Annotated in this window: 10 protein-coding genes; 4 read left to right on the forward strand and 6 right to left on the reverse strand. The window is 51.8% G+C overall.

Features of this window, described 5'->3' with window-relative positions:
* Window positions 1-32: 32 nt before the first annotated feature.
* Both ACNQ6O_RS14715 and ACNQ6O_RS14720 read right to left on the reverse strand, forming a co-directional pair.
* Window positions 33-431 (reverse strand): hypothetical protein, encoded by a 399-nt coding sequence (locus ACNQ6O_RS14715; protein ID WP_418053960.1) that lies wholly within the window; start codon window positions 429-431, stop codon window positions 33-35.
* Between the two features lie 100 nt (window positions 432-531).
* Window positions 532-2,070, reverse strand: a complete 1,539-nt coding sequence (locus ACNQ6O_RS14720) for a GNAT family N-acetyltransferase (protein ID WP_418053961.1) — start codon at window positions 2,068-2,070, stop codon at window positions 532-534.
* Between the two features lie 187 nt (window positions 2,071-2,257).
* Between ACNQ6O_RS14720 and ACNQ6O_RS14725 the strand changes: the two genes are divergently transcribed.
* Window positions 2,258-4,147, forward strand: a complete 1,890-nt coding sequence (locus tag ACNQ6O_RS14725; RefSeq protein ID WP_418053962.1) for a methyl-accepting chemotaxis protein — start codon at window positions 2,258-2,260, stop codon at window positions 4,145-4,147.
* Window positions 4,148-4,198: 51 nt separating this feature from the next.
* Here ACNQ6O_RS14725 and ACNQ6O_RS14730 read toward each other — a convergent pair whose 3' ends face one another.
* On the reverse strand, window positions 4,199-5,104 hold the full coding sequence (locus tag ACNQ6O_RS14730; protein WP_418053963.1) for a hypothetical protein: 906 nt from the start codon (window positions 5,102-5,104) through the stop codon (window positions 4,199-4,201).
* A 186-nt stretch (window positions 5,105-5,290) separates the two neighbouring features.
* Between ACNQ6O_RS14730 and ACNQ6O_RS14735 the strand changes: the two genes are divergently transcribed.
* Window positions 5,291-5,845, forward strand: a complete 555-nt coding sequence (locus ACNQ6O_RS14735) for a YiiD C-terminal domain-containing protein (protein ID WP_418053964.1) — start codon at window positions 5,291-5,293, stop codon at window positions 5,843-5,845.
* On the opposite strand, the gene recQ is transcribed toward ACNQ6O_RS14735, so the two are convergent.
* Window positions 5,836-7,707: a DNA helicase RecQ gene (recQ, locus tag ACNQ6O_RS14740; RefSeq protein WP_418054068.1), complete on the reverse strand. Its 1,872-nt coding sequence runs from the start codon at window positions 7,705-7,707 to the stop codon at window positions 5,836-5,838. The two genes, ACNQ6O_RS14735 and recQ, sit on opposite strands and share 10 nt — an antisense overlap.
* A gap of 171 nt (window positions 7,708-7,878) precedes the next feature.
* Between recQ and ACNQ6O_RS14745 the strand changes: the two genes are divergently transcribed.
* The gene (locus tag ACNQ6O_RS14745) at window positions 7,879-9,084 is read left to right on the forward strand and encodes a 1-acyl-sn-glycerol-3-phosphate acyltransferase (protein ID WP_418053965.1); all 1,206 of its coding nucleotides are present in this window, start codon (window positions 7,879-7,881) and stop codon (window positions 9,082-9,084) included.
* Between the two features lie 25 nt (window positions 9,085-9,109).
* On the opposite strand, the gene ACNQ6O_RS14750 is transcribed toward ACNQ6O_RS14745, so the two are convergent.
* Window positions 9,110-10,528 carry a TrkH family potassium uptake protein gene (locus ACNQ6O_RS14750; protein WP_418053966.1) on the reverse strand — a complete coding sequence of 473 codons (1,419 nt, stop codon included), beginning with the start codon at window positions 10,526-10,528 and terminating at the stop codon, window positions 9,110-9,112.
* Window positions 10,529-10,769: 241 nt separating this feature from the next.
* On the opposite strand from ACNQ6O_RS14750, the gene ACNQ6O_RS14755 reads away from it, so the two are divergent.
* A complete protein-coding gene (locus ACNQ6O_RS14755) occupies window positions 10,770-11,321 on the forward strand; it encodes a porin family protein (RefSeq protein ID WP_418053967.1) in 552 nt (183 codons plus the stop codon).
* 51 nt (window positions 11,322-11,372) lie between these two features.
* Here the strand turns inward: ACNQ6O_RS14755 and nhaD are convergent, their stop codons facing one another.
* A complete protein-coding gene (nhaD, locus tag ACNQ6O_RS14760; protein ID WP_418053968.1) occupies window positions 11,373-12,626 on the reverse strand; it encodes a sodium:proton antiporter NhaD in 1,254 nt (417 codons plus the stop codon).
* Window positions 12,627-12,632: the final 6 nt, after the last annotated feature.

Raw genomic sequence — 12,632 nt, forward strand, 5'->3', positions numbered from 1 at the left:
TCCTTGCTGGAAGGCGTAGGTTAGAAAACAATTCAGGCTGTTTGCCGTGATAATGATGCTGGGCCGGCAGCCCTGCGCGATCTGAGCGTTTGCTTCTTGTAGAGCACTTCTCTAATTCGGCGTAGCTTATCGCTTAACAGGGAGTTTTCATTCTCATCAAGATGAATGAAATCAATCGAGTAGAAGAAGTTGCTGCAGTGTTTTCTTTTCTCGGTAACGAGGCCGGATATACCCTCTGCCCGAATGTCATCCAGTGGCATTTTCATCACAAGATCAAGCGTGACCGTGTCGCCAGGTTCGAAAGGCTTATCGGTTTTCATCACACAACCAAAGCTGTCCAGCTCATACAACCGGGCATGAACGGCTTCGCGGCGGAAGAAGCCATGACGGTAGCGGAAGTGGGCGATAAGGTCCGGTAAAGCGTTATTCATGAAACCTGTTCTCTGTTTCTAATGGCGACAACTTAAAACGGGCGTAATTTGAACAATAGACGGACTGTATCCGTTTGGCAATGACACCCGTTTTCCCTGTTTATGATTCTATTGCTGTTTTTCGCGTTTTTATTTGGTAAAGATCGACCCGACGATCCAGCAGGTTGGTCACCGAGCCTTCATTTCGTACCAACTTGAGTTTGTCGAGGTCCATATCGGAAAACATGATCATTTCCGTGTTAGGTGTTGTCTCGGCCATCACCGCGTCGTGAGGGAAGGCAAAGTCCGATGGAGAAAACACGGAAGACTGGGCGTACTGTACGTCCAGATTCTCGACCTTCGGTAGGTTACCAACACTGCCAGTAATGACAACATAACACTCATTTTCAATGGCTCTTGCCTGAGCACAATGCCGCACTCTGAGATAGCCGTTTTTGGTGTCCGTCCAGAAAGGCACGCAAATGATATCGACTTCCTTTTCGGCGGCAATACGGCCCAACTCGGGGAACTCAATGTCATAACAAATGAGGATGGCGACTCGGCCGGCGTCCGTCTCGAACACGTTAAATTCGTGGCCGCCTTCGATCACCCAATCGCGTCGTTCGTGGGGGGTGATGTGAATTTTGCGCTGTTCATCAACGCGGCCGTCCCGGTGGCACAAGTAAGAAACGTTGTACACACGGTCATCCTCAATGAGGGGCATCGACCCTGTAATGATGTTGATGTTGTAGCTGACCGCCATATCCGACATTTCGTTACGGAACTGCTCGGTAAACCCGGCCAGGAAACGGATGGCTCGGGTTTGATCCATCTGATCCGTCAGGCCCATCAAAGGTGCGTTGAAAAATTCAGGGAATAGGGCAAAGTCACTTTTGTAGTCGGACAGAGCATCGACAAAATACTCAACCTGCTTAAGGACTTCTTCGACGGAAGCAAACTCTCGCATCTGCCACTGAACGGCACCCATACGGACTTGGGTTTTTTTAACGTCCAGAACGGAGGTGGGCGGTAGGTAAAGGATGTTGCGCCATTCCAGCAGAGTGGCATAACCAAGTGACTTTTCATCCTCCGGCAGGTATTTGTGCATTAACCGGGTGACCTGAAAGTCATTGGATAGCTGGAAGCTCAGAATAGGGTCGTAGATCTCTTTTCGATCTACCCGCTGAATGTATTCTTCCGGCGTGTATTGCTCGGCATATTTGAAGTAGTTAGGAATTCGCCCACCTGCCAGAATCGCCCTAAGGTTCATGGAGCGGCAGAGTTCTTTACGCGCTTCATACAAACGACGGCCCAAACGATAACCACGGTATTCGGGATGAATGAACACATCCAGACCGTACAACGAGTCGCCGTTGGGGTTATGCCAAATCTTTTCGTTTCGAAGAATCAGGTCGTCGTAGGCGTGCGGGTTGCTGAACCTTTCGTACTTCACGCACACAGTTAGCGCAACGGCCACAAGTTTGCCGCTTTCCTCAATACAAACCTGCCCGTCCGGAAACTGTTCAACCAGGGTTTTGATGGTGTCTTTTGGCCAAGCGCCGCCGATGTCGTCATACACATCGTCCATCAACGCCTGTAATTCGCTGTAGTCATCGAGGGTGAGGTTGCGCAGATTCAAATGTAGATCTTCGTGGGCCATTCAAACTCTCTCCGTTAGGGTTCAGCATCGGCAAAAGACGACGGTGCGTCGAATATTAGCAGAGTATGCCGGCACCCACACGTTCACCTAAAGAACAAGCAGGGGCCGCCGATACACTTGGTAACTGTGCCGCGCGTACAACTAAATTAAACTCGCGCACCGCTCATTCTTTGGAGGAACATTCATCGTGCAACTTTCATTCGGGCAGAAGCTGCTGGTTGCTGTCGGCGTACTGATCGCCGTCATCATGGCAGTATTCACCTTTACTTCTGATCGGCAAATTCAGAAGACGACAGACACCTATGTATTTGCGATGTTAGACGGTGCGGTTAACCAGAGCACCGATACCATCGCTGGCTGGCTGAACTCCCGTTTGGATATGACCAGTGCCACAGCGAAGGCGCTTTCAAAAATAGAAACGGACGAGCAGGCACGTTTGCTTTTAAACACCATGACTGAAGGCGGCAATGCGAAGGATGTCTATGTCGGCACTACGGATGGCCGTATGATCATGCGCTCGAAAGCCTCCGAGCAAAGCTTGGGCGACAGCTTCGACCCTAGGAAGCGCCCTTGGTACAAACAGGCGCGCGAGGAAGGTAAAGTTTCGTTCACCGGAACCTATCAGGATGCGGCATCTGGTGAAACAATCATATCTGCCATCGCCCCGGTTTCTTCGGGCAAATTCGAAGGTGTTGCAGGTATGGATATCAGCCTGAACATGATTCAAGAGCTGCTGGCTTCGATCACCCTCGGAGATGCCGGCTACGCCATACTGATGAACAGTAACGGAACCATCCTGTTCCACCCCGACCAGTCGCTGATCGGTAAAAGTGCACGGGATTTCCTTGGGTATTCTCCGGCAAAGGATGGCACCCCGGCCAGATTCGAAAGGGATGGTACAGAGTGGAGCGTCGCGTTTTTTCCCATCTCTGATGCTCGAAGCGTGGATTGGTACATTGGCTCCGTTGTTAATTGGGACCAAATCACCCAGCCTGTCGTGGATGCAAGAGTTGCCAGCTTGTCCATCGCCATTGTTGGTTTGATTCTCGCCCTGATCATTTTGCACGTTGGTATTCGTACATTGATGGCTCCGGTACGGAGATTGAACGATGCCATGTCAGATATTGCGTCCGGTGATGCAGATCTTACTCAGCGCCTTGATGACAGTGCCAGTGACGAATTCGGGATTCTCGCGGGGAACTTCAACAAGTTCGTTTCTAATATTCAGCAAGTGGTGAGTGAAGTTAAGGAAGGCAGTGAGGAGTTGTCTCAGAATGTGACATCACTCAGGCAAACCTCAAGCAAAAGTCGCGACAGCGTGGAAGGGCAACAAGGCGAGATCAACATGGTGGCTACGGCCATTAATGAAATGTCCGCCGCTGCGAACGAAATTGCTCAAAGCGCCCAGCAAACAGCGGAAGCCGCCGAGCAAGCTGATCATGAAAGCTTGGGTTCTCGGGAAACGGTTGCGGCATCGCGTGATGCCGTGCAAAAGCTTTCTCATGAGATTACGGCTGCCGCTGAGGTGATTGATAAGCTCGGACAGGACGTTTCTTCGATCACCACGGTTCTTGAAGTGATTCAAGGTATTGCTGAACAAACCAACCTGCTGGCGCTTAACGCTGCGATTGAAGCGGCTCGAGCTGGCGAAGCAGGCCGTGGTTTCGCGGTGGTTGCCGATGAAGTACGGAATCTGGCGCAACGCACCCGAGCCTCAACCGAAGAAATCAATAATATGATCGAGCGCCTGCAAAAAGGTGCTAACGATGCTGTTGACGTGATGAAGGCGTCTACCGCGGTTTCTAATGTGAGTATGGAAAAAGCTCAGGATGCGATGGAGTCTTTGAATCGAATTGCAGAAGCCATCACTTCAATCAGTCAGATGACCTCTCAGATTGCCACCGCTTCGGAAGAGCAGACGTCTGTTACTGAAGAGCTGAACGCGTCGATCACGCGCATTGCGGAGCAAGGTCAGGCAGCGGCGGAGGCCACGAGTGAGAATGACGTGTACAGCGGTCAAATTGAAACCATCGGCCAAACACTGCATGACAAAGTGAGCCGCTTTAAAGTGGAGTGATTGTGTTTACCGAGCGGGACCATGGATGGCCCGCGAATAGCTCCAGCTTTCCTAATCCTCTTCCTTGGTTAGAAACTCGATTCTACGCTTCAGGTTATCGAGTATGTTTCTAGCAACATGCTCGGAGTCTTCCGTTAGGTGAGGGTTGTCTAAGGTGATGACGGTTCTACTATCAAGCTTCAGCTCGGCCACACTGTCTCCGAACGAACGCTTCAGGTATGAGGCAAACGTTCCGTCAACAATGGCGCGCTCCAGGCCCAGTTGTAGGCGTTGTGCGGTTTCAAGATCGTCTGGGCCGACAAATAAGTAAGAGGGCATGGCGTAGGCGAAAAGCAGCGTAGGCTCGACCACCAGGCCTTTTGTCTCCGCTCGCCCCATTTCAAACATGACTTCACTAATTCCCCTCGCAAAACAATCGAAGCGCTGATTTCTGAGCATGGCAAACAAGATTTCATAGCGACTGTGCGTGACCACGTTAACGCCGTTACTTTCGAGAATGGGGGTGTCCGGCCAGTGTGCGCCTTGACCAATGCGAAGATTCCGGGTGTGGAGGTCTTCCAGGCTTTGGATGTCGTCGAACTTTGTCAGGTTTTCCGGTAGCACCAAGCAGACCCTGAATCCAAGGAGCCCGCCATCGACTGGAATGGGGATCGGTGTAAGAAAGCGTTCGCGCTCAGGTGAGGTGGCTACATTGGCGATATCGACCAAGCGGGACTCGGGATTAGCAAGCTCCCGAAGGACGCGCCCCTGGCTTAACTCCTGGCTTCGAATCAGTTTGAAGTCGCCGTATTCAGGCGTTTTCTCAAGGGCCAGCTGTATCAAGGAGAGAATGGCCGGGTTGTCGTAGCTCCGATACCAAAGAATGTAACTACTGATGCCGGGTGAGTCAGCTGGCTCAGCGAAGCTTTGCGGACATAATAGTGCCGCTGTAACTCCCAAAAGGTATCGCGCTCGCATTACTTTGATTCTGAGAAGGGATAACAAGCTCTAGGTCCTTCTATAGCTAACAGGATCGGACGATCTGCAAGATTAACGGAAAACTGAGTATTCTTCGTTAAAAATACCCGAAATTACGCGAAGTTTCTTGAACCGAAGCAACAGTATTGTAATTATTCCCTCCTCAACAATTAGAGGAGCCGCATTATGGCTATTATTGATACGCTCATCGGCACTGCCGGCCAGTGGGTTGGACATACCGATGCAAAAGCAACCTTGTTGCAGCCGGTGGAGTGGCTAAAAAAGACGGGCAGCTATACCGCAATCAATCGCATTGTGGGTATGGCTATTCCGTTTACCACCCGTAACGGTTTCTCGGTTCAAGAAGTTCGCCCAGGCTATGTGCGGGCCAAGGTAAAGCTGAAGGGCAACAAAAACCATTTTGGCAGTCTGTATGCCGGTGCCTACTTCCTCGTGGCTGAGATCCCGGGCGGCATTTTGGCGCTGTTCGATCTGGGCCCTGCCTACACGCCTATCCTGAAAAGCATGACGCTGGAATTTCTACAGCCTGCCGATTCAGACGTGGAAGTTGAATTCAACCTCCCTGAAGAAACCGTGGCTGCGGTATTGGCAGAAGCCGATGCGACCGGCAGAGGCAAGTTCACTCTGGAAGGCGTTCTAAGGGATAAAGACGGCAATCACGTTGCTACGTCTTATGCCCAATACCGCGTGCGCAAGAAGGGCTTCAAGCCTCAGGCCTGAGCAATCTCGCGCAGCGTTTGCAGGAAAATATCACCGTATTTCTCCAGCTTCGCTGCGCCGACACCGCTGACTTCGGCCAGCTCTTCCAGCGAGTTTGGCCGACGTTCCAGCATGTCGAATAGCGTGGTGTCGTGGAAAATCACGTAAGGCGGCACACCTTGCTTGTCCGCCAGCTCTTTGCGGCAGGCACGTAGCGCATCCCAACCAGCCTGATCGGTGATTTGGTCTTTTACGTTGGAGCCGCTTCGCTTGCCAAATCCGGCACTGGACGACGACTTCTTCACCACCGGGTCTTTGCGCAACTCGATGCGTTGTTCGCCTTTTAGTAAGGGGCGGCACATCTCCGTTAACTGAAGCGCCCCGTAACCGTCTGGATCCGCTCGCAGGTAGCCGTTTGCCACCAATTGACGGAAGACTGACTTCCATTCGTTTGCCGACAGCTCGGTACCAATTCCGAAGGTAGATATGGCTTGATGGCCGGCCTGCAGGATGCGTTCATTACTCGAACCTCGCAGCACGTCAATCAGATAAGTTACGCCGTAACGCTGACCGGTACGGAAAACGCAGGACAATGCTTTCTGCACGGCGACAGTGCCATCCCAAGTTTCCGGCGGTGTCAGGCAGGTATCGCAATTCCCACAGGGTTCTTCCAGAGTGTCGCCGAAGTAGCGCAGTAAAACCTGACGACGGCATTGGGTGACTTCACACAGGCCAAGCATGGCGTCCAGCTTTTGGCGTTCAACTCGCTTGAACTGATCGTTGCCTTGGGAGGTTTCCAGCATTTGGCGTAGCTTGATGACATCTTGCAGGCCGTAAACCATCCAAGCCGTTGAAGGCTTTCCATCCCGCCCCGCACGCCCGGTTTCCTGGTAGTAAGCTTCCAGGCTTTTCGGCAAATCAAGGTGCGCAACGAACCGAACATCAGGCTTGTCGATGCCCATGCCAAAGGCGATGGTGGCCACAACAATGACACCGTCTTCCCTCAGAAAACGTTCCTGATTGCGGGACCGCTCTTCATTGGACAGGCCAGCATGATAGGGAAGGGCGGTATAACCTTTGTCGGCCAGTAACTTCGCCGTAGCATCTACCTTGTTTCGGGAAAGGCAATAGACAATTCCGCAATCATCCTGATGTTCAGCTTTGATAAAGTCCAGCAACTGCTTGTTTGCATTAGTCTTTGGTGTGATTCGGTATTGAATGTTCGGCCGATCAAAACCGCTGACAAAATGCTTGGCGTTCGTGAGAGATAAACGTTCGGCAATCTCTTTCCGAGTTCGCTCATCTGCGGTTGCGGTTAGCGCAATGCGAGGTACGCCAGGGAACTCTTCGGCCAACATGCTGAGTTGAAGATAATCCGACCGGAAATCATGGCCCCACTGTGACACGCAGTGAGCTTCATCAATCGCGAACATCGATAACGATGCGTTGTGCAGCAGTTCGATGATACGTGGTTGAATCAGGCGTTCGGGCGCGCAGTAGAGTAGATCCAGCTCGCCGGTCATCAGCGCATATTCAGTGGCGCGAGCCTGCTCGTAGTCCATGGACGAATTCAGGAACGCCGCTTTTACACCCAATTCACGCAGTGCGTTGACTTGGTCTTGCATCAACGCAATCAACGGCGAAATAACAATCGCGGTGCCGGTTCGAACCAGTGCGGGCACTTGGTAGCACAGGGATTTACCGCCGCCGGTGGGCATGAGTACCAATGCATCGCCGCCGCTAATGACTTCACGAACAATGTCACCCTGCAGTGGGCGAAAGGATTCATAACCAAAAACCTCGTGCAGCACTTGCTCCGGGCTCTTGTCCGAAACCAATGGGCGCTCTTTGGCTAATTGCTCGAAGTCCTGATCGTGGTACATGATGCGTGCTGGCCTTTGGGCAGGGTTCATTTCAGGCTCGGAATCATACCAGATTCAGTCTTTGGAAGGGTGCCCACGGCTTTTGGATAGAGGCAAACCGGCTCTATACCGGCTACAATACCGCACCGCTTATAAATCCGATTAACATCCGCGAACAACAACAGGGCCCGCATGCAGGAATTTGACTCAATTCGACCCTACTCGGACGAAGAAACTGCTCCCACTATTCAACGGCTGGTTAATGATTCTGAATTCCTGAACATGATCGGCCGCTTCAGATCCCCGCGGCTGGCTGCTTGGGCACCGGCGCCGCTAAGATTTTACATCCGCCGGTGGTTGTTGAAGCACTTTGGTCATATCAAGACGGTCGATGACCTCCAAATTAGTTTGTCAGGTTATGTCGGTGAGTTGGTTGAGAATACCACCCTGAAAGTCACCCACAGCGGCCTTGAGAATCTCAGCAAGACCAGCGCTCATCTGTTTATCTCGAACCATCGTGATATCGTCTGCGACCCGATGATCGTGAACTACCTGCTGTTCCAGAACGGGTTCCAGACCACGCGGATTGCTATCGGGGACAACCTGTTGTCCAACCGTGTGTTCGCCGAAATGATGAAGCTCAACAAAAGCTTTCTGGTGCGACGTAATATCACCAGCCCACGCGAGATGCGCGATGCTTACCTAACACTTTCCGGGTTCATCAATCACAGCATTGATACCAATCACAGCGTTTGGATTGCTCAGCGCGAGGGGCGGGCGAAAGACGGCATCGATGCCACAGACCCGGCCATCATCAAAATGTTCTACATGAGCAAGAAGAAATCCGGTTTGGGCTTTGATGAAGCGCTCAGCCGACTTCACATTGTGCCGGTGTCTATCTCCTACGAATACGACCCCTGCGATGCCGACAAAGCCAGAGAGCTGGAGATTCGCGAGCGTACCGGAACGTACATGAAGGCTGAGGGCGAGGATTCCGAGCAGATCATGAAAGGACTAACCGGGCCGAAAGGGCATGTACACGTGCATTTCGGGGCACCAATTTCCGATGCACCTGATAACCCCAAGGCACTGGCTGCACGTATCGACCATGAGATGCATGCCAACTATCACCTGCACGCGTCGAACCTGGCGGCTTATGAAATGCGCAGCTTACAAGTTGAAACACCCGAAACGGCTAACACCCTGGGTATCGACGCGATTGCGGCTGGCGCTTATTCGAACGAAGAGCGGGAAGAAGCGAAGGCCGAGCTGAACAGGCGTCTGGATGCTTGCGATGAGGCCGGCAGAAGGTATTTGCTTGATATGTATGCGAACCCAGTCATTAATGCACTGGCAGCACGCAGGCACGATGAGAGCCATCAGCCCGAGCAAGATTAACCGGGCATATTCTGGCGTGGCAGGATCAGCCGCGCCAGAACCCCGGTGAAAGCACAATCACCACACTCAAAATCTCCAGTCGCCCCATCAGCATACCCACCGACAGAATCCATTTCGCAGCGTCTGGTAGCGGACCGAACGTACCGGCAGGGCCGATAATGTCACCCAAGCCCGGGCCAACGTTGGTCAGCGATGTTAAAGCGCCGGACAAGGAGGTGATGAAGTCGAGCTGAAGGGAGGCCAGCAGAACCGTGATCACCAGAAAGCACAGCAGAAACATAAATGTGTAGGCAATCATTGACGAGATGATTTCATCGCTGACCGCTCTGCCGTTGTAGTTTCGGGTGAACACTGCTCGGGGATGCAAAAGCCTCATCAGCTGTTCACGAAGAACAATCAACGAAAGCTGGAATCGGAAGATCTTCATGCCGCCGGCGGTGGAGCCGGAACACCCGCCTACGAACATCAGAAAGAAAAACACCACGAAAGCCAAAGGCCCCCACGCGGAATAGTCCTCGGAGGCGTAGCCGGATGTGCTGATCACTGACGTTACGTTGAAAAGCACCGAGATGTAATTATGCAGCGGATCAAAATGAACCGGTGATACCCACCAGCGGTAAAGCGTTAGCAGCGCCGGAATGGTAAGCAGGATGGTTAGAAAAAGCCGAACCTGCTGATCCCGAAACAAGGCGAAGTGTTGGCCATGCATTTCCCGAACAAACAGGAAGAACGGCAAACTGCCTAGAATCATGAAAAGCGTGGCTTCTGCCAGAATCAGGTCGTTGAATTTGCCCATCGAGAAGTCAGATGTTGAAAACCCGCCGGTCGCGATACTGGTCAAGCCGTGGTTAAAGGCATCAAACAGCGACATGCCCGACACCCAGTACGTCAACACGGCGACCGTTGTCAGCACCACATAGACAACCAGCAGGCCGCGACTCAGAGTTTTCATGCGGGGTAGTGCTTTATCTGTCCACTCAGAGGATTCGGTGGCGAACAGGCGCATGCCGCCCACACGGAGAAGCGGCAGTACCGCAACGAACATACCGATGATGCCAATGCCGCCCAGCCACTGAAGAATCGAGCGCCAAAGCAACAGGTCTTTATCGAAATCATCGAGCCCCGTTAACACCGTTGCGCCAGTGGTTGTGATCCCTGATGTGCCCTCAAAAACAGCGTCTGCCAGAGACAACCCGTTGTCGCTCAGATAGAAGGGCAGTGCAGATAACGCAGAAATAATGAACCAGCTGGAGACGGTCAGCACGAACATGTAGCGAGGTTTTAAGTCTCTTGACCGGTGGCGGGTGCTCAGCACGCCAATCACCCCAATGATAAATACCAGAGCCGCCGATTCTGCGAACGCAGTGGCATTGGGCGCACCAGACGGTGTAAAAGAAAGCAGAAAAATCGGTAACGTCATGAATACACTGAGAAGTATAAACATGATGCTGACGATTAGAATGACAGGACTAAGGTTTCTCAAGAGGTGCCCAAAACAGCTAACAGTGAGATGCGGAAGGATACCCCCCGTTCCGTGCAACCGCAAGGAAACAGGGCCTTCTACCAAGTATTAACGGGAAATTAAAAGACGTTAAATTTCGTTTTTCCCTATGGCTATATCGGCCTTGATCGTTCAAGTTAAAGGGAGAAGCAAAATAACGTTGTTCATGCTGAGGAGAAAGCTGATGACTATTCGAAAAAACTTGCTGATCGCATCCATTGCTACCGCGGGTATCGCTATGGCAGGAACGGCATCGGCTGCGGACATGTATAAGTCTGGGGTTGGTGCGCTGTATGCGGGTCTGAATTACACGTTTATGAACTTGGATTTTGACGGGGAAGATGCCGACGTAGGTACTCTCTCTGGCAAGGTTGGCGTAATGGCTAACGAATACATAGGCTTTGAAGCTCGTGCGGGCTTTGGCGTTAATGATGACGATATTAACGGGGTGGCAGATATAGAAGTGAATAACTTCTTCGGTGGCTACGCGACCTTTAACATGGTTAACGAAAGCCCCGTCACTCCATACGCTGTGATCGGCTTTACCCGCACTGAGCTTGAAGTCGACACGGCTTTCGGTTCTGATTCGGATGATGATTCTGACTTTTCTTACGGTGCCGGTCTAAACTTCGAGATGGCCCAAAACCTATCAGGTAACCTCGAATACATGCGTTACTACGATGACGACGACGTGACCATAGACGGCATCGGCTTAGGCGTTCAGTTTAACTTCTAAACCGGCCTGCCAAGAAATGCCCGCGCGCTGAAAGCCCGCGGGCATTTTTCGTTAAGCCAATATGAAACGACCCAAAAGCAACACGCCACCATAACCCATCGAATAAGCCAGCAGCAGGTGCAGCGCATAACGCATATAAGCACCGAAGGTCAGACCGTCGATCTTACTCATGGCGACAATACCGGCCGCAGAGCCAATAACCAGCAACGAACCTCCAACACCTACTGCGTAAGTTAGGCCCATCCACTCAGCTGGGCTCATATCGATGCCCGCTTTCAACAACGCAGCCGTTAACGGCACGTTATCGATCACTGCCGAGAAAATCCCCATCAAGTAGTTCGCATAGATGGGCGGTAGCACGTCATAAATCGCGACTAAGGAATCCAGTGCATGAATTTCCTTAAGCATGCCGACCAGCAGCAAAATGCCTAGGAAGAACAGCAAGGTCTCAAACTCGATCACTCGTATGTATTCAAGGATCGGGTCCAGGTCGTTGTCGTCGCTCATAAAGCGGGACACCAGGAACATGATTGAAAGGCCGAACAGGAAAGTAAGTACAGGCGGCACGCTGAACAGCGCGTTAACCGTGATCGTCCCGATAATAGTGACCAGAAAGAGCCCGGCAATGACGGCGTCTACCGTTCGAACCTCATTTGTATTGGCTTTCAGCTCAACCGTCCCGTCTAAGCCCCGAGACAGAAGCACCGCCAGTATGAATACCGTAATAGAAGCTGGAATGGCCAACGTGAGCAAAGTCACGATCTCAACCTTCTCTGCCAAGAAAATCATCAGGGTGGTCACATCGCCCGTGATCAAAGAGACCCCGCCCGAGTTCACGGCAAATACAACTAAAACAATGAATTGTAATCGTTTCTTAAGTTCAAGGTTTAATGACAGGATCAGTGAACATGACACCAGCGTGGCGGTTATGTTGTCTGCTAACGATGAAAACACGAAACAGAAAAGGCCTGTCAGGAACAGTAAGCGCCGCTCCGTAACGTGCCGGGGCATAATCAGATAGATCATGTTCTCGATCATGCCTTTCTTGTTTAGGTAAGCAACAAACGTCATGGCCGCAACCAGAAACAGCCAGAGGCCTGCAATTTCTGCAATGCTTTCGGAAAGACCCGTACCAATGACTGCCGTTTCTTCAGAACCGCCGCTGAACAAAAAAAGCAGCATCCAACTGAGTGTTCCGAAGAACAACGTCGTTTTTGCCTTATTTACGTGAATAACTTCTTCGAAGATAACGCCAAGCAGCGCCAGCACAGCAAAAGATATGAGAGCAATATCGAGGGCAGTCATAGGGAC

The sequence above is a fragment of the Marinobacter sp. SBS5 genome (genome assembly GCF_048285575.1).
GTDB lineage: Bacteria > Pseudomonadota > Gammaproteobacteria > Pseudomonadales > Oleiphilaceae > Marinobacter.

Bases quoted from the DNA above. Each gene is read 5' to 3' on its own strand.
- ACNQ6O_RS14735 (WP_418053964.1), top strand. From the start codon at position 5,291: ATGGCTATTATTGATACGCTCATCGGCACTGCCGGCCAGTGGGTTGGA.
- ACNQ6O_RS14755 (WP_418053967.1), top strand. From the start codon at position 10,770: ATGACTATTCGAAAAAACTTGCTGATCGCATCCATTGCTACCGCGGGT.
- nhaD (WP_418053968.1), bottom strand. From the start codon at position 12,626: ATGACTGCCCTCGATATTGCTCTCATATCTTTTGCTGTGCTGGCGCTG.
- recQ (WP_418054068.1), bottom strand. From the start codon at position 7,707: ATGTACCACGATCAGGACTTCGAGCAATTAGCCAAAGAGCGCCCATTG.
- ACNQ6O_RS14745 (WP_418053965.1), top strand. From the start codon at position 7,879: ATGCAGGAATTTGACTCAATTCGACCCTACTCGGACGAAGAAACTGCT.
- ACNQ6O_RS14715 (WP_418053960.1), bottom strand. From the start codon at position 431: ATGAATAACGCTTTACCGGACCTTATCGCCCACTTCCGCTACCGTCAT.
- ACNQ6O_RS14730 (WP_418053963.1), bottom strand. From the start codon at position 5,104: ATGCGAGCGCGATACCTTTTGGGAGTTACAGCGGCACTATTATGTCCG.
- ACNQ6O_RS14720 (WP_418053961.1), bottom strand. From the start codon at position 2,070: ATGGCCCACGAAGATCTACATTTGAATCTGCGCAACCTCACCCTCGAT.
- ACNQ6O_RS14750 (WP_418053966.1), bottom strand. From the start codon at position 10,528: ATGTTTATACTTCTCAGTGTATTCATGACGTTACCGATTTTTCTGCTT.